Source organism: Pseudoclavibacter caeni, from assembly GCF_008831125.1.
Lineage (GTDB): Bacteria > Actinomycetota > Actinomycetes > Actinomycetales > Microbacteriaceae > Pseudoclavibacter_A > Pseudoclavibacter_A caeni.
Genome location: NZ_WBKA01000002.1, coordinates 307,080 through 327,892, shown reverse-complemented (window position 1 = coordinate 327,892; position 20,813 = coordinate 307,080). Strand labels below are relative to the sequence as shown.

Annotated in this window: 18 protein-coding genes; 12 read left to right on the top strand and 6 right to left on the bottom strand. The window is 74.2% G+C overall.

The window, feature by feature from the left end; genetic code table 11:
* Nucleotides 1-105: 105 nt before the first annotated feature.
* The 5 genes from F8O02_RS03980 to F8O02_RS03960 all read left to right on the top strand — a co-directional run bounded on the left by F8O02_RS03980 (nucleotide 106) and on the right by F8O02_RS03960 (nucleotide 6,195).
* Nucleotides 106-1,380, top strand: coding sequence for an AI-2E family transporter (locus F8O02_RS03980; RefSeq protein ID WP_158035937.1), 1,275 nt, complete (start codon nucleotides 106-108; stop codon nucleotides 1,378-1,380).
* Between the two features lie 172 nt (nucleotides 1,381-1,552).
* Nucleotides 1,553-2,857 (top strand): quinolinate synthase NadA, encoded by a 1,305-nt coding sequence (gene nadA, locus F8O02_RS03975; RefSeq protein WP_158035936.1) that lies wholly within the window; start codon nucleotides 1,553-1,555, stop codon nucleotides 2,855-2,857.
* The gene (nadB, locus tag F8O02_RS03970; RefSeq protein ID WP_158035935.1) at nucleotides 2,854-4,449 is read left to right on the top strand and encodes an L-aspartate oxidase; all 1,596 of its coding nucleotides are present in this window, start codon (nucleotides 2,854-2,856) and stop codon (nucleotides 4,447-4,449) included. Before nadA ends, nadB begins: the two co-directional genes overlap by 4 nt.
* A 95-nt stretch (nucleotides 4,450-4,544) precedes the next feature.
* Nucleotides 4,545-5,456 carry a carboxylating nicotinate-nucleotide diphosphorylase gene (gene nadC, locus F8O02_RS03965; protein WP_158036001.1) on the top strand — a complete coding sequence of 304 codons (912 nt, stop codon included), beginning with the start codon at nucleotides 4,545-4,547 and terminating at the stop codon, nucleotides 5,454-5,456.
* A gap of 169 nt (nucleotides 5,457-5,625) precedes the next feature.
* Nucleotides 5,626-6,195: a type 1 glutamine amidotransferase domain-containing protein gene (locus F8O02_RS03960; protein ID WP_158035934.1), complete on the top strand. Its 570-nt coding sequence runs from the start codon at nucleotides 5,626-5,628 to the stop codon at nucleotides 6,193-6,195.
* An 87-nt stretch (nucleotides 6,196-6,282) separates the two neighbouring features.
* Here the strand turns inward: F8O02_RS03960 and F8O02_RS03955 are convergent, their stop codons facing one another.
* On the bottom strand, nucleotides 6,283-8,724 hold the full coding sequence (locus F8O02_RS03955; protein WP_158035933.1) for a heavy metal translocating P-type ATPase: 2,442 nt from the start codon (nucleotides 8,722-8,724) through the stop codon (nucleotides 6,283-6,285).
* 12 nt (nucleotides 8,725-8,736) lie between these two features.
* Nucleotides 8,737-8,943 (bottom strand): heavy-metal-associated domain-containing protein, encoded by a 207-nt coding sequence (locus F8O02_RS03950; RefSeq protein WP_158035932.1) that lies wholly within the window; start codon nucleotides 8,941-8,943, stop codon nucleotides 8,737-8,739.
* Nucleotides 8,944-9,279: 336 nt separating this feature from the next.
* Here F8O02_RS03950 and F8O02_RS03945 point away from each other — a divergent pair, with 336 nt between their 5' ends.
* From F8O02_RS03945 to F8O02_RS03930, 4 genes are all read left to right on the top strand, one after another.
* A complete protein-coding gene (locus F8O02_RS03945) occupies nucleotides 9,280-10,347 on the top strand; it encodes a hypothetical protein (protein ID WP_158035931.1) in 1,068 nt (355 codons plus the stop codon).
* Nucleotides 10,348-10,419: 72 nt separating this feature from the next.
* Nucleotides 10,420-11,310 carry a dihydropteroate synthase gene (folP, locus tag F8O02_RS03940; RefSeq protein ID WP_158035930.1) on the top strand — a complete coding sequence of 297 codons (891 nt, stop codon included), beginning with the start codon at nucleotides 10,420-10,422 and terminating at the stop codon, nucleotides 11,308-11,310.
* Entirely contained in the window at nucleotides 11,307-12,182 is an 876-nt protein-coding gene (locus tag F8O02_RS03935) for a dihydrofolate reductase family protein (protein ID WP_158035929.1), read from the top strand. Before folP ends, F8O02_RS03935 begins: the two co-directional genes overlap by 4 nt.
* 290 nt (nucleotides 12,183-12,472) lie before the next feature.
* Nucleotides 12,473-13,006: a GNAT family N-acetyltransferase gene (locus tag F8O02_RS03930; protein ID WP_225734098.1), complete on the top strand. Its 534-nt coding sequence runs from the start codon at nucleotides 12,473-12,475 to the stop codon at nucleotides 13,004-13,006.
* An 84-nt stretch (nucleotides 13,007-13,090) separates the two neighbouring features.
* Here F8O02_RS03930 and F8O02_RS08995 read toward each other — a convergent pair whose 3' ends face one another.
* Nucleotides 13,091-14,200: a ketopantoate reductase family protein gene (locus F8O02_RS08995; protein WP_179416295.1), complete on the bottom strand. Its 1,110-nt coding sequence runs from the start codon at nucleotides 14,198-14,200 to the stop codon at nucleotides 13,091-13,093.
* Nucleotides 14,201-14,836: 636 nt separating this feature from the next.
* Here F8O02_RS08995 and F8O02_RS08990 point away from each other — a divergent pair.
* The 3 genes from F8O02_RS08990 (at nucleotide 14,837) to F8O02_RS03910 (ending at nucleotide 18,460) form a co-directional block, all read left to right on the top strand.
* The gene (locus F8O02_RS08990; RefSeq protein ID WP_179416296.1) at nucleotides 14,837-15,169 is read left to right on the top strand and encodes a hypothetical protein; all 333 of its coding nucleotides are present in this window, start codon (nucleotides 14,837-14,839) and stop codon (nucleotides 15,167-15,169) included.
* On the top strand, nucleotides 15,166-16,674 hold the full coding sequence (locus F8O02_RS03915; RefSeq protein WP_158035926.1) for a phytoene desaturase family protein: 1,509 nt from the start codon (nucleotides 15,166-15,168) through the stop codon (nucleotides 16,672-16,674). Before F8O02_RS08990 ends, F8O02_RS03915 begins: the two co-directional genes overlap by 4 nt.
* A 160-nt stretch (nucleotides 16,675-16,834) precedes the next feature.
* Nucleotides 16,835-18,460 (top strand): lipase maturation factor family protein, encoded by a 1,626-nt coding sequence (locus tag F8O02_RS03910; protein ID WP_225734097.1) that lies wholly within the window; start codon nucleotides 16,835-16,837, stop codon nucleotides 18,458-18,460.
* A 175-nt stretch (nucleotides 18,461-18,635) separates the two neighbouring features.
* On the opposite strand, the gene F8O02_RS03905 is transcribed toward F8O02_RS03910, so the two are convergent.
* From F8O02_RS03905 to F8O02_RS03895, 3 genes are read right to left on the bottom strand one after another with little or no spacing between them, the layout of a single operon-like run.
* Nucleotides 18,636-19,163, bottom strand: a complete 528-nt coding sequence (locus tag F8O02_RS03905; RefSeq protein WP_158035925.1) for an alpha/beta fold hydrolase — start codon at nucleotides 19,161-19,163, stop codon at nucleotides 18,636-18,638.
* A 19-nt stretch (nucleotides 19,164-19,182) separates the two neighbouring features.
* Nucleotides 19,183-19,581: a hotdog fold thioesterase gene (locus tag F8O02_RS03900; RefSeq protein ID WP_158035924.1), complete on the bottom strand. Its 399-nt coding sequence runs from the start codon at nucleotides 19,579-19,581 to the stop codon at nucleotides 19,183-19,185.
* A 22-nt stretch (nucleotides 19,582-19,603) separates the two neighbouring features.
* Entirely contained in the window at nucleotides 19,604-20,656 is a 1,053-nt protein-coding gene (locus tag F8O02_RS03895; protein WP_158035923.1) for a hypothetical protein, read from the bottom strand.
* Between the last annotated feature and the right edge of the window lie 157 nt (nucleotides 20,657-20,813).

Sequence of the window (20,813 nt, the reverse complement as noted above, 5' to 3'; positions counted from 1 at the left end):
GAGCAGATGTGGGGCTGCAGGGGGATGGGGATGCATCGGGTTGGGTGGGCGGTCTCATCCGAGCGACCGCACACTGCCGGCATCGACGGCGGATGGGAGCGGACGATGAGCCAGAACGCAGTGAGAACAAGTATGGGCTGGCGCGGCCGCGCGGCGCGGGCGGCCGAGCTGTGGGGTGACGGCTTCGGGGGCCTGGCGACCCGAAGCGTCCAGACGCTCGCCGTGCTCGCGGTCGTCGCGCTCGCGGTGTTCGTGGTCGTGCGGCTGTCCGTGGTCGGCATCCCCGTCCTGCTGGCCGTTATCGTCGCCTCGGCGATCAGCCCATGGGTGCGCTGGATGCGTCGGCACGGTGTGCCTGCGACGGCGGCCACCTGGGCGGCGCTCATCGCGATCGTGCTCGTACTGGGCGGGGTGATCGCGCTCGTCGTGCAGGCGGTTCTGGGGCAGTGGGACGACCTGGTCGACTCCGCCGCCAACGGCATGGGCGCGGTGCAGGCCTTCGTCGACGGGCTGCCGTTCGCCGTCTCACTGCCGGATCTCGACCAGGCCACGCAGTGGGCGCGCGACCTGGTCGCGAGCAGCGGGTTCCGCAGTGGGGCCCTCGCCGGGTTCTCCGCGACCGCCGACGTGCTCACCGGCTTCGGCGTGTTCGTCGTGGTGCTGTTCTTCTTCCTGAAGGACGGCCGCGCGATCTGGGAGTTCCTGCTGCGCCCGTTCCACGGGGAGGCGTACGAGCGCGGCGTGCGGGCGGGGCTCGAGGCGGCGGCGAGCTTCGGGTCGTACCTGCGCGGCACCACGATCGTCGCCGCGGCTGACGCGATCGGCATCGGCATCGGCCTGATCGTGTTGCAGGTGCCCCTCGCCCTGCCGCTGGCGGTAATCGTGTTCGTCACCGCGTTCATCCCGATCGTCGGTGCGACCCTCGCCGGCATCCTCGCCGCGCTCGTGGCGCTCGTCGCGAACGGGCTGCTGCCGGCGGTGATCGTGATCGTGATCGTGATCGTGGTCAACCAGCTGGAGGGCAACCTGCTGCAGCCGGTGGTGATGGGCCGCACGCTGAAGCTGCACCCGCTCGTCATCCTGATCGCCCTGACCGTGGGCGCGACGCTCGGCGGGGTGCTCGGGGCGATCATCGCTGTGCCGCTCACCGCGGCGGCCTGGTCGGTCGTGCTCGTCTGGGACGGCTCCGGCACGCCTGCCAGGTTCGCCCGGCCCCGCCCGGACGCCGAGCGCGAGCGGGTGCACGCGCGCGTCGAGCGGGCGCGTGCGGCAGCGCATGGCGACGGGGATGCGGACGCCGAGGCCGGTGCGGACGCGGCTGTCGACGCTGCTGGAACGCTGGCTCCGGATGACGAGCCCGAGGACGCCGGACGGCGTTGAGCCGGCGGTCGCGGCAGGTTCACCAGCCGCCTCTCTGCGGCCCCGGGCGATTACTCGGCGGCCTGTCCTCTCCGCAGACCCTGTCACCTGAGCGTCTGGCGGCAGTGTGACCTGATCGCTCGATGGTTGAACAGGATTGGACATGTTCACCACTGCGTCCTAGCATGGCGGCATGTCCGCTTCGTCCCCTCCGCCCGGCCGCCCCGCGGCGACCAATCTGCCCGTCAAGGCCGCGACGATCGGCCTGCCCGCCACGACCGAGTCGACCTGTGACGCGGGCCTGCGCCGTCCGCCCTGGGAGCTCGACGCCCTGCCCGGCTACGGCCCCGGCGCCTCAGCGGGCGATCCCGGTCGCGTCCCCGCGGGGGTGCAGCCGCCGCTGCCGGCCGCGTACCGGACGGCCGACGCCACCGAGCTGGCCGATCGCATCCGCGCCGCCCGCGCCGCGCTGGGCGACCGGCTGCTCGTGCTCGGCCACTTCTACCAGCGCGACGAGATCGTCGCCCACGCGGACTTCGTGGGCGACTCGTTCCAGCTCGCCCGGCGCACCACCGAGCGGCCGGACGCCCGCGCGATCGTGTTCTGCGGCGTGCATTTCATGGCCGAGACCGCCGACATCCTCTCCGCGCCCGACCAGGCGGTCATCCTGCCGAACCTCAACGCGGGCTGCTCAATGGCGGACATGGCCACCATCGCCCAGCTGCGCTCGGCCTGGGCGCAGCTGACGGCGGTGCTCGGCGACGAGCCCGACGCCGACGGGCGGATGCCGCTGCTGCCGATCACGTACATGAACTCCTCGGCCGCGATCAAGGCGTTCTGCGGGGAGCGGGGCGGCATCGTGTGCACGTCGTCGAACGCGGCGACCGTGCTCGACTGGGCGTTCGCCCGCGCCCGGCGGGTGATCTTCCTGCCCGACCAGCACCTCGGCCGCAACACGGGGCGCGCCGCGGGCGTCCCGGACGAGCGGATGCCGTTGTGGCAGCCCCGGGAGCCCCTCGGCGGGTTGACCGAGCAGCAGGTCGCCCACGCCCGGATCATCCTGTGGAACGGCTGGTGCTCGGTGCACCGCCGCTTCACCACCGACCAGATCGCCCGGGCCCGGCAGGCGGATCCGAACGTGCGGGTGCTCGTCCACCCCGAGTGCCCCGCCGAGGTCGTCGACGCGGCCGACGGGGCAGGCTCCACCGACTACCTGCGCCGCGCGGCCGAGGCGGCACCGCCGGGATCGAGCCTCGCGATCGGCACCGAGGTGACTCTCGTGCACCGGCTCGCGGCCGCGCGCCCGGACTGCACGATCACCTGCCTCGACCCGGTCGTGTGCCCGTGCTCGACGATGTACCGCATCCACCCGGCGTACCTCGCCTGGGTGCTGGAGCGGCTCGTCGCCGGCGAGGTCGTCAACCGCATCACCGTGCCCGACGACGTGCGCGCGGGCTCCGCCCTCGCCCTGCGGCGGATGCTGGAGGCCCGGCCGTGATCATCATCGGCACCGGCGTCGCCGGGCTCGCGGCCGCACTCGAGGCCCTGCTCGCCCCGGGGGACGAGCCGGTCACGCTGGTGACGAAGGCGGCTCCGGCCGACTCCGCCACCGATCGCGCCCAGGGCGGCATCGCCGTCGCGCTGGGCGCCGATGACTCGCCGGCCGCGCACGCCGCCGACACACTCGCCGTCGGCTGCGGACTCAACAGCGAGGCGGCGGTGCGGGCGATCACCGCGGCGGGCCCGGCGGCCGTGCTCCGACTGGTCGCCGCCGGCTGCGCGTTCGACGCGGATGCGACCGGCCGCCCTGTTCCCGGGCTCGAGGCCGCCCACTCCCGCCCCCGCATCCTGCACGCGGGCGGGGACGCGACCGGTCACGAGATCGAGCGGGCCCTGCTCGCCGCACTCGACCGGGTCGCCGCCGCGGACCGCCGCGACCGGCTGCGCCTGCTCGACCATGCGGTGCTCGTGCGCGTGGTCACCGCCGATGGCCGGGTCACGGGCGTGGACATCGCCCGAGCCGGCCGGGTGGAGCGGCTCGCGGACCGCCGGGTCGTGCTCGCCACCGGCGGGGCAGGGCAGCTGTACCCGGTGACCTCGAACCCGGCCGTCAGCTGCGGGGACGGCGTGGTCGCCGCGTGGGAGGTCGGCGCGCTGGTCGCCGACCTCGAGTTCGTGCAGTTCCACCCCACCGTGCTCGCGGTCGGCGACCGGTCGCTCGTCTCCGAGGCCGTGCGCGGTGCCGGGGCCGTGCTGCGCGATGCGCGCGGCCGCCGGTTCATGGTCGACCGGCACCCGCTGGCCGAGCTGGCGCCACGGGATGTGGTCGCCTATGCCTGCGCCGAGACGATGGCCGTGCAGGGCGGGCGGCCGGTGCTGCTCGACACCTCCGCCATCGACACGGGCGGGCAGCCGCGGGACGCCTGGCTCGCCGGACGCTTCCCGGGCATCACCGCTGCCTGCCGTGCGGCGGGCATCGACTGGGCCCGCGAACCGGTGCCCGTGGCGCCGGCGGCGCACTACCTGATGGGCGGGGTGCTCGTCGACGCGGACGGGCGCACGAGCGTGCCCGGGCTGTGGGCGGCGGGGGAGTGCGCCTGCACGGGGCTGCACGGTGCGAACCGGCTCGCGTCGAACTCGCTGCTCGAGGGGCTCGTGACCGGGGCACGGGCCGCTCGGTCCGCGCTCGCCGACGCGGCCGGCACCCGGTGGGACTGGGCCCCCGGCACCCGTCCCCTTGGAGAGCCGCTCACGTCCCCGGACGCGCCCGCCGGCACCGAACCGGTCGACCGGGCACGCCTGCAGCGGATGATGTGGGCCGGCGCTGGGCCGATCCGCGACGCGGCCGGGCTGGCCGCGCTCCGCGAGCACATCGCTGCGCTCGACGCCGGGATCGACCGGTGGCAGCCGGGCGAGCCCGTCTCCGCCACTGCGGTGCGGGCGCTGGAGGACCGCTCGCTGGCGACGCTCGCCGGGCTCGTCGCGTTCGCCGCCGAGCGGCGATGCGAGTCACGGGGCGCGCACCGCCGCAGCGACCACCCGCGCACGAATCCGGCCTGGCAGCACGCGACCGTGCTGCGGCGGGGGTGAGCGGAAACACCACGACGGAAGGAGCACGCATGGACGAGCCGGAGCGGATCGAGGGTGCCGGGAGATCGGGCCCCGACGCGGCTCGGGGATCGGCCATGCCGCACCCCGTGCCAGCGGATGCGGGACCGGTCGGGCCGACGCTGCCGCGGGCTGCGCTGGTGCGGCTCGTCCGCCGGGCGCTCGCGGAAGACGCTCCCGGCGGGGATCTCTCCGCGGCGCTGCTGCCGCCCGGGACGGCCGTCACTGCTGCCCTGCGTGCCCGGGAGGCCGGCGTCTTCGCCGGCGGGCGCGCACTCGTCGAGACCTTTCGACAGGTCGACCCGGACACCCGGGTAACCGGCCTGGCCCCGGACGGGACGGTCTTCGAACCGGCACACACGCTCGCCGTCGTCCGCGGCCGCGCCGCCGCCGTGCTCACCGCCGAGCGGGTCGCCCTGAATCTCGTGCAGCGGTTGAGCGGCACCGCGACGCTCACCCGCCGGTTCGTCGACGCCGTCGCCTGCACCCGGGCGCGCATCGTCGACACGCGCAAGACGACCCCCGGGCTGCGGATGCTGCAGCGCGAGGCGGTGCGCGCCGGCGGCGGTCGGAACCACCGCACCGGGCTGTCCGACGCGGTCATGCTCAAGGACAACCACCTGGCCGCCCTCGGGGTCGCCGGGCCGGAGGACGCGGCCGGGCTCACCCGGGCGGTGCGGGCGGCGCGGGAGCGGCTGGGACACACCGTGCACCTGGAGGTGGAGGTCGACCGGCTCGACCAGGTGGAACCGGTCGTCGCCGGGGGCGCGGACAGCATCCTGCTCGACAACATGACCCCGGCCGAGCTGCGCCGGGCCGTGGCGATCGTGGCCGGCCGCGCGATCACCGAGGCGAGCGGCGGCGTCGACCTCGACCGGGTCGCCGCGATCGCCGGGTCGGGCGTCGACCTGATCTCGGTCGGCCGGCTCACCCATGGTGCCCCGGCGCTTGACCTGGGGCTCGACGTGATCGCCACAGGGCCGGCGTGAGCGGCGAGCGGGTGCTTGCCGATCCTGGCGGCCGCGGCCGGGTGACCGCGTCGCTGACGCGCCGGGTGGCGTGCCGCATCGGAGGGTGACCGACTACGGTGGAGGCGCCGACGTCCGAGCGTCGGCCGCGCGGCCCAGCGCCGACGAGCGATCGCGAGAAGGAGCGAGCATGACCGACACCCCGAGCCCCAGCGCGGCCGCACGCCGCGTGCTCATCGTCACCACGAACCACGGCGTCGAGACGAGCGAGCTGACCGTGCCGCTGCGGGCGCTGCGTGCCGACGGCGTGCGCGTGACCGTCGCCGCGCCCCGGCCCGAGGCGATCATCACCCTCGTGCACGACCGCACCGTGGGCGAGACGGTCGCCCCGGACGCGACGCTCGCCGAGATCGACCCCTCCCGCTTCGACCTGCTGCTGCTGCCTGGCGGTACGATCAACGCCGACCGGCTGCGCGGCGACGACGACGCCCAGCGGATCGTGCGCCGGTTCGCCGTCTCCGGTCGTCCGGTCGCGGCGATCTGCCACGCCCCATGGGTGCTCGTCGACACCGGGCTCGCCGCGGGGCGCACGCTCACGAGCTACCCGTCCATCCGCCCGGACCTCGTCAACGCCGGGGCGGTCTGGAAGGACGCCGAGGTCGTCGTCGACGACGCCGACGGGTGGCGGCTGATCACCTCGCGCTCACCGGCCGATCTCGACGTGTTCGTCAGCGCGGTGCGGGACGCCCTGGGCGCCTGAGACGCCGGTCGGTCAGCCGGAGAGGGCGGCCAGCGCTCTGGAACGGCCGGGCCCCGGTCTGTCCGCAGAGGAAACTCACGCCCCGGCTCAGGCGCCGGTCTCACCGGCGCATGAGCGGAACGCGCGCAGCGTCAGGCTCGTGCCCACGACGAACACGCTCGAGAACGCCATGGCCGCCCCGGCCAGCATCGGGCTGAGCAGACCGGCGACCGCCAGCGGGATCGCCGCGACGTTGTACGCGAACGCCCAGAACAGGTTGACCCGGATCGTGGCGAGCGTGCGCCGGGAGAGCCGGATGGCGTCCACCGCCCCGAGCAGGTCGTCGCGCACGAGTGTGATGTCCGCCGCCTCGATCGCGACGTCCGTGCCCGTGCCCATGGCGAGCCCCAGGTCGGCGCCCGCCAGGGCGGGTGCGTCGTTGACGCCGTCGCCGACCATCGCGACCACGTGCCCCTCCCGCTGCAGGCGGCGGATCTCGGCGACCTTCTGCTCTGGCAGCACGCCGGCGATCACCCGCTCGATGCCGACCGCGTCGGCCGCGTGCCGTGCCGCGGCGGCGTTGTCCCCGGTCAGCAGCACCGGCTTGAGGCCGAGCCGACGCAGCAGGGCGATCGCGCGGGCGCTGGTGGGGCGCACCGTGTCCGCGACGGCGAGCAGGCCCCGCCAGGCGCCGTCCCAGCCGACGGCCACGACGGTTCGGTCGGCTGACTCGGCGTGCGCCGCGGCCGCCGCGAGCGGTTCCGGCACGGGTCCGGGCAGCAGCGTCCACCGGCCGACGACCGCCGTATGCCCGGCGACTGTGCCGCGCACGCCTCGCCCCGGGATGCTGGCGAAGCCCGCGACCTCGGGCAGTGCCTCGCCGCTCTCGTGGCGCGCGGCATCGGCGATCGCCCGGGCGATGGAATGCTCCGAGGCGGCCTCCAGCGCCCCGGCCAGCCGCAGCAGCCGGGCGCGGTCCTCGCCGGGCGCGGCCACGACGTCCACCAGCGTCATGCGCCCCGTGGTGACTGTGCCCGTCTTGTCGAGCACGATCGTGTCGACCCGACGCGTCGACTCCAGCATCTCCGGACCCCGGATGAGCACCCCGAGTCGCGCACCGCGCCCCGTACCGACGAGCAGGGCCATGGGCGTGGCGAGCCCGAGCGCACAGGGGCACGCGATCACGAGCACGCTCACCGCCGCCGTGAACGCGCTCGCGGCGGGATGCCCGGTCACCAGCCAGCCGACGAGGGCGGCCAGGGCGATGAGTAGCACGACCGGCACGAACACCGCTGAGATCCGGTCGGCCAGCCGCTGCACGGGAGCGCGGCCGGACTGTGCCTCGGCGACCAGACGCGCCATCCGGGCCAGCTGTGTGTCGGCCCCGACCCGGGTCGCCCGGACGACGAGGCGGCCGCTCGTGTTCACCGTGGCGCCGGTGACCTGATCGCCCGCACCGACTTCCACGGGCACCGGCTCGCCGGTGAGCATTGACGCGTCCACGGCGCTGGCGCCCGTGATGACGACGCCGTCGGTGGCGATCGTCTCGCCCGGGCGCACCACGAACCGGTCGCCCACGGCGAGGGACGCGGCCGGCACCCGGGTCTCGACGCCTTCACGCAGCAGCGTGGCCTCGCGGGCCCCCAGCCGCAGCAGCGCGCGCAGTGCCTCTCCCGCTCGGTGTTTCGAGCGTATCTCGATCCAGCGGCCGGCGAGCAGGAACGTCGTCACGCCCGCGGCGGTCTCCAGATAGATGCTGCCGGCGGCGTCGTGCGCGGTGACGGTCAGGCTGAAGGCGTGCCGCATCCCCGGTTCGCCCGCGGTGCCGAGGAACAGCGCGTACAGCGACCAGCAGAACGCCGCGAGGGTGCCGAGCGACACCAGGGTGTCCATCGTCGCGGTGCCGTGCCGCAGGTTCAGCAGCGCGGCGCGGTGGAACGGCCAGCCCGCCCAGACGACCACCGGGGCGGTGAGCGTCAGCGCCAGCCACTGCCAGTTGGCGAACTGCGCAGCAGGGACCATCGAGAGCACGATGACCGGCGCCGACAGCAGGATCGACCCCACGAGCCGCTGGCGCAGGGCGCGCAGCCGCTCGGCCTCGCGACGCTCGTGCGGGGTCGGCTCCGCTGCGTCCGACAGCGTGGGGGACGCGGCGGAGCCGGCACGGGCGGCGGTCGCAGCAGGATCGGACATCCGGGTCCCGTCGCCGTCTGGACGAGCGGCGGCAGACGGCGGCGTCGACCGGGGTGCTGCGACCTGGTCGGCCGAGTACCCGGCCGCCTCGACCGCGGCGAGCAGATCGGCCACCGGCACCGAGTCGGGCACCGTGGCCGTCGCTCGCTCGGTGGCGTAGTTCACGCTCGCCTGCACCCCCGGCAGACGGTTGAGCCGTCGCTCCACATGGGCTGCACACGACGAACAGGTCATCCCGCCGATGTCGAGCTCCACCCGCCGGCCGGAGGCGCGGGTGTCTGCGTCCGCGTCCGCACCCGATGCGGCAGCCGCCCTCACTCGGTCGGTCGCGGTCTGGGTGTGATTCGAGGCTGGCATGGCGCGGTCGGGTCAGTCGGCCAGCTCGTAGCCGGCCTCGTCCACCGCAGCGCGCACCGCGGCGCGATCGAGCGGGGCGTCGCTGTCGACGACGAGCCGACCGGTCTTCGCGCTGACGTCGATGTGCTGCACCCCGGGGATGCGCCCGACCTCCTCGCGCACGGCGCGCTCGCAGTGGGCGCAGGACATGCCGGTGACCTGATACTCGGATGTGGTCATGGTGACTCCTCTCATCGTCCCCCGGCGCCGCCCGGCGGGCGGCGCCGGGGCGACCGGATCCCGGGCGGATACCCGGAGGGGGTATCACCGAGGATACGCGGGACTCGGTCGCTGTCAAGGGTGGCCTGGCACCTCGCGCGTCGACGCGGCAGCGGGGCCGCGGCACGACGTGCCCGCTCATGACCCCGCCTGCGGTCCTGCGTGGACACCGTGCACGGCAGGCCGTCCGGGGATGCTCAGCCCATGCACAGCGTCCGCGTGATGACATGGGCATGCGTCGGGTCGACGCCCCGGCCGGCTCGTGGACTGGCCCGACGCGCGACGAGAGGAGTGGGGATGCGTGCAGAGGAATTCGTCACCGCGTACCAGCGGGACTGCGCCGCGCCCGGCGACGTCGAGGCGGTGTCGGACGCCCCCGCCGACCGGCTGGCGGCGATCGCCGGGGGAGAGGCTCTGCAGCACGGCGAGATCTGGGGGATGCTGCTGCACGACTGGCTCTCCGGCGGGCGCACCCTGCCGGCGGACGTCTTCGCCGGCGTGGCCCGCGACTTCTCGGTCTGGTTCACCGGCGCGGCCGCCCGGATGACCGCGCTGGCCGTGGAGCTCGGCGACGAGGACGCCGACCCGGCGATCCTGGCCGAGCTCACCGGGTTCTCGTTCCACCGGCTGCAGATGCGCTCGCTGCCGTTCTGGCGGGCGCTGCTGGTCGGCGACATGGACGACCGGTCGATCCGCGAGGCGGTCGACCGCGCCCGGGTCGAGCTCTCCTGCGACGCGGTGCTCTTCGCCCAGGTGCGTGAGGAGGTGCTCGGCGGCGTCGCCGAGGATACCGGCGAGCAGCGGACCTTCCGCGCCTGGCACACGGGCATGCTCACCGAGATCGACGCGATGATCGGCCTGCTGGAGGCGACGCGGCGGGATCCCGCCGTGCTCGTGCTGCCCGCCCCGCCCCAGTTCGAGCGGCGTGCCGGTGCGGCCAACGCCGACATGATCGTCGTCCACCGCGGGCTGCGCGCCGCCGGCGGCGTCCAGGTGAAGGCCTCGCGCAGCTGGGAGCAGGCCGCCCACTACGACCCGGAGTGGATCACGATGCTCGACGGCACGATCCACCTTCAGAACGTCCGCGCGATGCGCACGAGCACCCGGCACGCCGACCGTCGTCCCGTCTCCTGGCCCGGGCTCGTCGGGGCGAACTACCTGCGCACGCTGCCTGCGCGCGGCGTCGACCGGCGCGGGCTGCCCCGGCGTCAGCTGCTGCAGCTGCGGTTCGCGGCCCGGCACCACGCCGCGGGGCTCGCCGATCACAACGACGAGGTGATGCGCACCTGCCGCGGGCTCGCCCTGGCCGCCCTGCGTCGCGGCGGCGCCCGCACGCCGGTGCAGGTGTCGGATGGCGCGGCCTGAGTCGACCGCACGCCGACCGGACGCCGGCCGCGCCGGTCGTGGCACCGGGCGGTCATGCGGGAGAATGAGCCCATGACCGCCGTCCACCTGCCCCCGCTGACGTCGCCCCGGCGCCGCATCGGCCGCCGCGACTTCGACTTCTCCCGCCAGATCGCCGTGATGGCGATCATCAATCGAACCCCGGACTCGTTCTTCGACCGGGGGCGCACGTTCGCCCTCGACCGCGCGGTCGAGGCGGCGCTGGACGCGGCCCGGGCCGGCGCCGACTGGGTCGACATCGGCGGGGTCAAGTTCGCCCCCGGCCCGCCGCTGCCGGTCGCCGAGGAGCTCGACCGGGTGATCCCCGTCGTGCGCGAGGTCGCAGCGGCCAGCGACGTGGTGATCTCGGTGGACACGTTCCAGCCCGGGGTCGCCGAGGCTGCCATCGCCGCGGGCGCCGCGGTGATCAACGACACCACCGCCCTGCACGACCCCGACCTCGCCCGGGTCGTGGCCGACAGCGACGCCACCCTTGTCGTCACACACAGCCTCGCCCGGCCGCGCCGTCCCTACCCGCATCCCCACTACGCCGACGTCGCCGGCGAGGTCGCCGACCTGCTGCGCCGCCGCGTCGACCGTGCGGTCGAGCTCGGCGTGCCAGAGGATCGCATCGTCGTCGACCCCGGCCACGACCTCAACAAGACGACCCGGCAGACGCTCGAACTCACCCGCCGCCTCGACGAGATCACCGCCCTGGGGCTGCCGACGCTCGCCGCCGTCTCGAACAAGGACTTCATCGGCGAGACGCTCGACCGAGAACGGGACGACCGGCTCGCCGGCTCTCTCGCCGCGGCGACCGCGTGCGCGCTGCTCGGCGCGCGCATCGTGCGGATGCACGCGGCCCGTGAGTCCGTGGACGCGATGCGGATGGTCGAGGCGATCCTCGGGTTCCGTGAACCCGCCGTCGAACGGCACAACCTGTGAGCGCCGGGCACGACACGGCCCCGGACGCCTTCCGACCCTGCGGGACGGCCGCGCCGCACGAGACGTCGGACACGCGGCCGGCCCCGGCCCCGGTCCATGACGATCCGGCCGAGATCGTCGACGTCGCCGGCGTGGCCCTCGACGACCGGGCCCTGCTGCACCGGCACGTCTTCCCTGCCGGGCTCGAGCGTCCATGGGTGCGCACGAACATGGTCACCACGATCGACGGGGCGGTCACCCGCGGCGGGGTCTCCGGGCCCCTCGGCGGGCCGGCCGACCACCGGCTGTTCGACCTGCTGCGCCGACTCGCCGACGTGGTGCTCATCGGTGCGGGCACCGTGCGCCGCGAGGGCTACGGGGCGCTCCGCCTCGACCCGACCGTCGCGGCGTGGCGGAGCGCCCGCGGACTCGCCGCCCAGCCCGCGTTCGCGATCGTCAGCGGCGCCGCCCGGCTCGCCCCGGACTCCGCCGTGTTCGCCGACGCGCCTCGCCGGCCGCTCGTGTTCGTCGCCGCCGACGCCCCGTCCGCGCGCCGCGCCGCGCTCGACCCGGTCGCGGACGTCGTGGTCGCCGGGGCGCACCGGGTCGAGATCCCGGCGTTGCTCGCCGAGCTCGACCGCCGCGGCCTGCGGCGGGTGCACTGCGAGGGCGGGCCGACCCTGCTCGGCGCGCTCGCCGCCGCCGACGCGATCGACGAGATGTGCGTCACCCTCGACGCGACGGTGCTCGGCGGGACAGGCCCGCGCATGGTCGTCTCGCCCGGGGAGCATCCCCGGCGGATGCGGATGGCCGGCATACTGCGCGGACGCGACGCACTGCTGTTGCGCTGGCTGCGGGACCGCCAGCCCGCAGACGGCACCAGGCGTCGCTGACGAGCGTCGGCGGACGCCCGGCGAGCCGGGCGCGCTCGATCGCCACACTGGAACGGCAAATCGAGATGCCTGCCGGCCCGGCGAACCGGTGCCCTCATCAGATGGGCGAGCGGATGCGGCGAGCCGGCCGAGACGTCCGTGCGGCGACCCGGCCGGGCGCCCGGTCATTGTGGCGATCTGACACAGGTTGTCGTGGCGATCCCCGTGAGCGCGCAGCCCGGCGGGACGTTCGCGGTTCGCTCAGGGCGGACGGCAACCGTGAGGTCACCCATGCCCGTTAGGCTGGCGCGGTGACCGAAGCACAGACCCATTCGCGGCTGCTCGAGACCCCGGACGGAGTCTTCGTCCGCCACGCCACGACGGCCGATGCCGCCGCCTGCGCGGAGATCTACCGACCCTACGTCGAGCAGACCGCGTTCACCTTCGAGACCATCGCCCCGGACGCCGACGAGGTGTCCCGCCGGATGGTCGACGCCCAGCGCCGACTCGCCTGGGTCGTCGCCGAGCGCGAGGGGGAGACCCTCGGGTACGCCTACGCCCACGAGTTCAACTCCAGACATGCCTACGACTGGACCTGCGAGATGAGCGTCTACGTGTCGATGCACGTGCGCCGCGGGGGCGTCGGCCGGGCGATGTACGCGGCCCTGCTGCCGGTGCTCGCCGAGCGCGGGCAGCGGCGCGCGCTCGCGAACGTGGTCAGCTCGAACGAGGCGAGCATCCGGATGCACGAGCGGGCCGGCTTCCACCAGGTCGGCCGTTTCGAGCGCATCGGGTACAAGCACGGCGAGTGGCACGACGTCACCTGGCTGCAGCGCGACCTGTAGGCGTTCGGACGGCGGGGCCTCCGGCCGCGCCGGCTCGGTGCGTGCCGGGCGTCCATGGTGCCGGGCGAGGGCGGCCGACGACGCTCAGCGGGCGGCGTCCTCCCACAGTGCTTCCTTCGCCCGGATCAGGTCGAGCAGCGTGCGGCCCACCGGCGTCGGCACGCCGAGCTCGGCGCCCATCGGCACGAGCGTGCCGGCGAACAGGGCGACCTCGGTCGGCCGGTGCGCGGCGACGTCCTGCGCCATCGACGTGCGGCTGTCGGGGCCGAGCCCGTCGAGCACCGCGAGCCAGGCGTCCAGATCGTGCTCGTCGAGCGGCACGCCGCGCGCCTGCGCCACCGCGATGACCTCGCGCTGGGCGGCGAGCATCACCCGGCGCGCCGGGGAATCGGGCCGCTGGAACGCGCGGTAGGGCGCCTCGAGCACGGCGGAGACCTGGTTGATCCCGGAGTTGACCAGGTACTTGAACCACATCGCCCGGCGCATGTCGTCGGGCACCGCGTGCGGCACGCCTGCATGCTCGAACAGGGCGTGCACCCGCGCCACGTCGGCGGACGGTGCCGTGCCGGCGGGAGCGTCGTCGCCGAACTCGATGCGGCCGAGGGAGGTGTAAGTCACCTGCGAGCCGACCCGCACGGCGTCGATGCCGATCGCGAGCGAGAGCAGCACATGCGCGCTGCCGGTCGCCTGCCGGATGTCGCTCTCGCTCGAGATTCCGTTGAGCAGGCTGAGCACGATGGTGTCCGGCCCAATCCATGCTTGCGCCGCCTCGATCGCTTGTGGGAGCGCCGCGCCCTTGACCGCGAACAGCACGACGTCAGCCGGGGCATCGGGGGTGCCCTGGGCGGCGGGAGTGTCAGGGCTGACCACAGGCAGGTGATGCAGCACGCCGTTGACGGTGACCCCGTCACGGCGGATGCGTTCGGCGCGGGCGCCGTCGGCGATCACGGCGAGCTCGATGTCCGGGGCGGCATCCTGCATCCGGCACAGGTAGGCGGCCCCGATCGCGCCGAGACCGACCAGGGCGACCCGTCGGGGCAGTGGAACGGGTGTCTGCGGACCTTCGGCCGTGGTGCCGTGGGCCCGTGCGTCATCGGGCTCGACGGCTGGCGTGCTGTGGCGCTCGACGGCTGGTGTGCTGTCGGGATCGGGGGCGGCTGGTGCGTTGTGTGCTGGCGCGTCGTGATCGGTCATGGCAGTCCGACCGGCTGCTCGGGCAGCCGGCCACTCCTTTCCAACGGTGTCTCTCTCCACAGTAGCCATGGCGGTCGGGGCACGATCCGGGGAGGGGCACGCTCCGTGGCGGGCAGGGTACGATCCACGCCGGGCGGTGCGCCGACCCGCCGCAACGGCCTTGACACGGGTGCTCGTGGCGGACGCCTGGTGGCTGTCAAGGTGGTCGGGGTGGTGCTGTCGGTCTTGAGGTCGGGGTAATCGAGGTTGCAGAGCAGTGCGTTTGGTGCCTCGAGGCTGCGGGGATGCCGGTTTCGTCGGTGTCGTGCGGTGGCCTGTGCGATGTGGATGCTGCTGGTGTGCGTCTGTGCGATGCGGATGCGGTCGTCCTGTCGGCGTCGGGCATGGCAGCACGGACAGGACGGTCCCGGACCCCGGGCAGGAGGACGACCTGGACCAGGTCCAGAGCCCCGGACACGGATAGGACGATCCCGGATCGCCGTAGAGTGGCTGGGACGGCGCCTCGTGCCGGCGAGTGCCTGGCAGGGCCGCGGGTCGGCGGATGCGGGCATCACCGCGATGTCCGCCGACTGACGGCGCGGAGGCGCGGACGGATGCGGGCGACAGCCTGCCACGGACGAGGATGGAGAAGCAGACATGAGTGAGCAGCGACACGAGGATGACACGGCGTGGTTCGTTCTGCACGTGCAGGGCGACGAGGGTGACCTGACCAAGGCGCAGCGGGCTGCGGCGCGGATCCGGGAGCGGCATCCCGGCACCCGCGTGACGATCGTCGTCGCCGGAGACGCGGTGCGGGAGCTGCCTGACGCACAGGTGGCCGAGGGCACCACCATCCAGGCGTGCTCGATCGCCCTGCACCGCCGAGGCGTCGCCGCTGACGCCCTGCCCGACGGGGCAGAGGCCGTGGACACCGCCCTGGACGCGATCGTCGACGCCGAGCTGGCCGGGGCCCGCTACATCCGGTTGTGAGCGACCCAGACGTCGTCGTCGTCGGCAGCGGGCCGAACGGGCTCGCCGCCGCGGTGACCTGCGCGCGTGCGGGCCTCTCGGTCACCGTCCTCGAGGCGCAGGACGCGATCGGCGGCGGTGCGCGCACGGCCGAGCTCACCCTGCCGGGGTTTCATCACGACTTGTGCTCCGCCGTGCACCCGGCGGCGCTCGCCTCGCCGTTCCTGCGCGCGTTCGGCATTCGCGAGCGGATCGCCTGGCGCATCCCCGAGGTCTCGTACGCACACGCGATGCCCGATGGGCCAGCGGTGCTCGCCTGGCGCGACCTCGACCGCACGGTCGCCGAGCTGGGCGCCCCAGCGCTCGGCGGCGGGCCGGCGGATGCGGCGAGCTGGCGCCGAGTGCTCGGCCCCCTGTCCGACCGGGTGGACGCGGTCACCCGGGTCGCGTTCGACACGCTGCTGCGTGTGCCCGCGCATCCGGTCGACGAGCTGCGGCTCGGGCTGCGGGCCCTCGCCCAGACTCCGTCAGACCGGGGCGCACCGTCCCAGCCCCTCGCCCTGCGGGGGACGCGCGCCCGCGCCCTGTTCGCCGGCGTCGCCGCGCATGTGGCGGGTCGGCGTCCCTCGCTCGCCGCCCCGGCGGCCGGGCTCGTGCTCGCCGCGCAGGGGCACGGCGCCGGCTGGGGCGTGCCGGTCGGCGGGTCGCAGGCGATCGCGGACGCGCTGACCCGAGACCTCGTCGCCCACGGCGGCCGCACCGTCACCGGGCATCCCGTGCGCGCGGCCGCCGACCTGCCCCGCGCGCGGGCGGTGCTGTTCGACACCAGCCCCCGCGTGCTCGCGGACGTCCTCGGCGACCGGCTGCCGACCGGGTACCGCCGGGCGCTCGTCCGTCACCGGTACGGGCCGGGCGCGGCGAAGCTCGACCTGGCGCTCGACGGGCCGGTGCCGTGGCGGGATCCCCGGCTCGCCCTCGCGCCGACCGTGCACATCGGCGGCACGGCCGAGGCGATCGCCGCCGCCGAGGACGCCACGGCCCGTGCCCCGTGGTTCGCGCCCCCGCCCGAGCATCCGTACCTGCTCGTGGTGCAGCCGGGCGTCGTCGACGATACCCGCGCCCCCGCCGGTGCGCAGACGCTCTGGGCGTACCTGCACGTGCCCGCCGGCAGCCCGCTCGACCCGACCGAGCCGATCCTGCGCCGGCTGGAGGCGTATGCGCCCGGCCTGCGCGACCGGGTGCTCGGGGCGCACGCCCGCAGCGCCGCCGAGCTCGCCCGGACGAACCCGAACGACGTCGGCGGTGACATCTCCGGCGGGGCGGTGACGATGTGGCGGATGCTCGCCCGCCCGGTGCTCTCGCCCCGGCCGTGGGCGACGCCCGTGCCCGGGGTGTACCTCTGCTCGGCGGCGACCCCGCCCGGCCCGGCCGTGCACGGGATGTCGGGATGGCTGGCCGCCCGACTCGCCCTCCGCGACCGGTTCGGCGTTGTCGCCCTGCCGGACCTCGGCCCGGACATACCCTGAACCGGACGGATTCACGGGGGAGCGTGCGCCGGACCGGAGTCGGAGGGCGGGGCCGCGACGGTCGCACCTGTCGGGTCGTCGCGCGGTCCGATCACCGCCGGCGTCGGCATGGAATGCCCCGCACCCGCCCGGCGTTCTCACCGGCCGAGGGGATGATCGCGTGGACCTGCTCACCTGGCCTTGGCTCGCCGGTCTGGGGCTCGCACCGGGTCTCGGCTGGTTCGACCCTGCCGCGCACGAGATCGGCCGGCAGGTGCTCCAGCGGGGCGTCGCGGCCGTGTTCCTGATCGCGTTCGTGTCGACCTGGCGGCAGTTCCCCGCCCTGCTCGGCGAGCACGGCCTGCTGCCCGTCCCCGAGCACCTCGCCCGCCTGCGCGCGATCGAGGCGCGTGCAGACGCGACTCGCGGCGGGACCGGACGTGCTCGCCGGCGCTTGGTGGGGCGTCCCTCGCTGTTCCGACTGCGCCGGCTCGCCTACACCGACCGAAGGTTGCGCGCGATGACCGTGATCGGGGCGGTGCTCGCGGCGAGCGTCGTCGTCGGCCTGCCGCAGCGCGGCCCGGCGTGGCTCGTCGCCGCGGTGTTCCTCGTGATGTGGGCGCTGTACCTGTCGATCGTCGACATCGGCCAGACGTTCTACGGGTTCGGCTGGGAGATGCTGCTGCTCGAGGCGGGGTTTCTCTCCGCGTGGACGGGGCCCGCTGACGAGCTGATGCCGCAGCCGCTGCTCGTGCTCGTCGCCTGGTTGCTGTTCCGGCTCGAGTTCGGCGCCGGCATGATCAAGTGGCGCGGTGGCTCGGAATGGCGCGACCTCACGGCGATGGAGCATCACCACGAGACCCAGCCGATGCCCGGCCCGCTCAGTCGGCAGGCGCATCTGCTGCCGCGCTGGTTCCATCACTGCGAGGTGGTGGCGAACTTCGTCGCGCAGCTCGTGTTTCCTTGGCTGCTGTTCGTCCCGGAGCCACTAGCCTCGATCGCGTCGTTCGTGGTGATCGTCACGCAGCTGTGGCTTGTGCTGACCGGCAACTACGCGTGGCTGAACTGGCTGACGATCGTGCTCGCGGCCTCGCTGGTGAGCGACCCCGTGTGGCGGTGGATGCTCGGGCTGCCCGCGCAGGAGACGGTCGGCCCCGCCCCGTCGCCGGTGTCGTGGCAGCTGATCGTGTGGGCCGTCGTCGTGCTGCTCGTGGTGCGCAGTCGCGAGCCGCTGCGGAACCTGTTCCGGCGCTCGCAGCTGATGAACGCGGCTTTTGACCGTTGGCAGCTCGTCAACGCGTACGGCGCGTTCGGCACTGTGACCTCCCGACGCGTCGAGATGGAGATCGAGGGGCTTGCCCCGGCGGACACGGACGGCGCTGCCGCCGACGCGGCCGACGGCCTCGAGCCCGGGGGCGCGGCGCGGCCGTCGGCGGACGCCGAGCGCTGGCTGCCCTACCGGTTCCACGGCAAGCCCGGTGACCTGAAGCGGATCCCCCGGCAGTGGGCGCCGTACCACCTGCGGCTCGACTGGCTGATGTGGTTCCTGCCGTTCGGCCCGGTGACTGCCCAGTCGTGGTTCCTGCGGCTGCTCGTGCGGCTGCTCGAGGCCGATCCGGCCACGCTGCGACTGCTGCGCGTGGATCCGTTCGACGGGCGGCGTCCGCGGGCGATCCGGGTGCGGTCGTACGAGTACCGGTTCACGACCAGGGCGGAGCGGCGGCGCACCGGATGCCGCTGGTCGCGTCGGCTGCTCGACGAGCCCGTGCCGCCGGTCAGGCTGGATGCGGTCGGGACGGACCGCTGACGTGGCCGGCCCGTCCTGCTGACTGCCATGAGCGGGACGGGCCGGGGCTACCACTGTCGAAGGCCCCGCCATCGGAAGATGAGAGAGGACGTCAGGTCGGAGCCTGATCCGAGGGTACGCTGCTCCGGGCGTTTCTGCAACAGATGTCGGAGAAGCGGTGTGGGTGGCCCGGTCGTCAGCGCACCGCGACGAGCTCCCGCTCGATGCGGTGGAGGTCAGTGTAGGCGTGTGTGTCTCCTGGAGTGACGACGAGGCGCACCCGCGGGGCGTCCACCGTCGCGAGCCAGGCGCGCACGGTCGCCGCGGAGCCGTAGGGGTCGTGCTCGTGCTGCACGAGCGTCGTCGCCGGCAGCGTGCGCATCGCCGCCGGCAGGTCGGGTGTCTGACCGGCGATCCCGTCCAGCGGCATCCCGAGCAGCAGGCAGCGCTCCGGGACGAGCACATTGCGGGCGGTCCCGAGGGCGGCGATCATGCAGCCCACGCTCTTGGCGACGATCGCGGTCGAATCATCCGGGCCCTTGTCGCGCATGAGCCGGCCGGCCACGGCGATCTCGTGGTCGAGGTCCGCGTCCGCGTCGCCGGTCTGCCAGTGTCGGTAGTCCTGCAGCACTGGGTCGTGACCGCGGTCGGCGAGGAACTGGCTGAGCGACCGGATCCAGTCGTGGTGGTGCGGACTGTTGCCGCCCAGGATCAGCACGCGCATGAGGCGTCCCCGCTCGCGGTCATCGGGGCTCGATGAGCGCGTTCGTGATGTCGATGACCGACACGAGGCGCCCCTGCTCGTCGCGGATCTCGGTGCGGTGGCGGGTGAGGGTGCGGCCCAGATGCACGGCCTCGCACACGGCGGTGACCGTGCCCTCGCGCACGGAGCGCACATGGCTCGCCTTCAGTTCGATGCCCACCGCGACGCGGCCCAGTGTGCGCGCGTGGACGTTCGCGGCCCGGCTGCCCAGCGTCTCGCCCAGCACGCACCAGGCGCCGCCGTTGACGACGCCGGCGGGCTGGTGGTTGCCCGCGGCCGGCATTGTGGCCACCGCGCGCTCGGCCGTCAGGTCGCTGATGTGGATGCCCAGTCGCTCGGCCAGCTCCCCGCCGAAGAGGGGATCGCTCGGATCGGTCATGTGTCGCCTCCTTGCGCGCCCGTCAGCAGGTGCGGCGCAGATAGTCGGTGTTCGCGGTCGTGGTCGTCCACCCGCGTGAGGTGCGGTAGACGAGGTAGGTGCCGGCTCCGCTGCAGTAGCCACGCAGCACGATGTCGTCGTCGGTGCGGCTCGTCGACGTGGGCGCGGATGCCGAGGGCGATGCCGAGGCGGACGTGCCGGCGCGGTCGGCGTCGCCCGCGAGGGCGTCGGTCTGGCCGGGCTGCTGATCTGGGTCGTCGGGTACGAGTGCCGCCTGGACCTTCAGCATCTCGGTGACGGCCGTGGCCTCGGCGCTGCGGGCCTTCTGCCAGGCGGAGAGGTCCGCGGTCAGCAGGTCGGTGGCGGTCTTCGCCTGGTCGATGGCGGTGATCATGGCATCCGCCTTCGTCGCCTGGGGATCGGCGGCCAGCAGCTGCTGCAGCGCGTCGTGCTTCGCTTGGGCGTCGGGGAGCAGCGTGGCGCCCTGCGCGCTCTGGGCATAGTCGGCGGTGCTGTTCGCGTCGTCGATCGCCTGCTGGGCGGCGTCCAGCTGCGGCTGCGCGGCGTCCAGGGCCTTGCTCGACCGGTAGGCGTCGCGGCCGTCCCGCAGTCGCTGGGCGACGACGCGCAGACTGTCGGCGCGCTCGTTCACCTCATCGGCGCGGCCGCGGATGGAGGCCGCGTCGCCGCGGCTGTCGCAGGTGACGGTCAGATCCACGACCTCCGGCGACCGCAGCGCCTGACGCAGATCGCTCACCAAGGTGCTGCCTCCGTCACTGACCGGGTAGTCGGCGGTGGGCACGCTCGTCGCCGGAGTGACGGTGGGGGTGCCGGAGGTGTGCACCGTGTCGTCATAGAGGGTCTGCGCGTCATCGGTGACCGTGTCGAGGGCGGTGGCGGCATCGGAGAGCTGCTGGGTGGCCTCGTCACACAGCCGGGGCACCTGCTCACGCACGAACAGCCAGACCCCGCCGGCGGCCAGGCCGATGGCGATGACGGTGAGCGCGCTGATGACGACCGCCGCGGTGTGCGAGCGTCGGGCGCGGACGTGCGTGGGAGCGGTGGAACGGCTCATCCGCGTGCCTGCTCGGTCGGTGTCTCGGTGGTGGTCATGATCCCTTGCGCATTCTAGTGGAACTCCTGTCCCCGCGAGACCTGGCTCACAGGGTCAGCGTCGCACCGCACCTGGGGGAGCACGACGCACACGAGCGGGGACCGGGTGGTGAACCGGA

Excerpts from the sequence above, each read along its gene's own strand:
- F8O02_RS03980 (WP_158035937.1), top strand. The coding sequence starts at position 106 with ATGAGCCAGAACGCAGTGAGAACAAGTATGGGCTGGCGCGGCCGCGCG.
- nadA (WP_158035936.1), top strand. The coding sequence starts at position 1,553 with ATGTCCGCTTCGTCCCCTCCGCCCGGCCGCCCCGCGGCGACCAATCTG.
- nadC (WP_158036001.1), top strand. The coding sequence starts at position 4,545 with ATGCCGCACCCCGTGCCAGCGGATGCGGGACCGGTCGGGCCGACGCTG.
- F8O02_RS03960 (WP_158035934.1), top strand. The coding sequence starts at position 5,626 with ATGACCGACACCCCGAGCCCCAGCGCGGCCGCACGCCGCGTGCTCATC.
- F8O02_RS03955 (WP_158035933.1), bottom strand. The coding sequence starts at position 8,724 with ATGCCAGCCTCGAATCACACCCAGACCGCGACCGACCGAGTGAGGGCG.
- F8O02_RS03950 (WP_158035932.1), bottom strand. The coding sequence starts at position 8,943 with ATGACCACATCCGAGTATCAGGTCACCGGCATGTCCTGCGCCCACTGC.
- F8O02_RS03945 (WP_158035931.1), top strand. The coding sequence starts at position 9,280 with ATGCGTGCAGAGGAATTCGTCACCGCGTACCAGCGGGACTGCGCCGCG.
- folP (WP_158035930.1), top strand. The coding sequence starts at position 10,420 with ATGACCGCCGTCCACCTGCCCCCGCTGACGTCGCCCCGGCGCCGCATC.
- F8O02_RS08995 (WP_179416295.1), bottom strand. The coding sequence starts at position 14,200 with ATGACCGATCACGACGCGCCAGCACACAACGCACCAGCCGCCCCCGAT.
- F8O02_RS08990 (WP_179416296.1), top strand. The coding sequence starts at position 14,837 with ATGAGTGAGCAGCGACACGAGGATGACACGGCGTGGTTCGTTCTGCAC.
- F8O02_RS03905 (WP_158035925.1), bottom strand. The coding sequence starts at position 19,163 with ATGCGCGTGCTGATCCTGGGCGGCAACAGTCCGCACCACCACGACTGG.
- F8O02_RS03900 (WP_158035924.1), bottom strand. The coding sequence starts at position 19,581 with ATGACCGATCCGAGCGATCCCCTCTTCGGCGGGGAGCTGGCCGAGCGA.
- F8O02_RS03895 (WP_158035923.1), bottom strand. The coding sequence starts at position 20,656 with ATGAGCCGTTCCACCGCTCCCACGCACGTCCGCGCCCGACGCTCGCAC.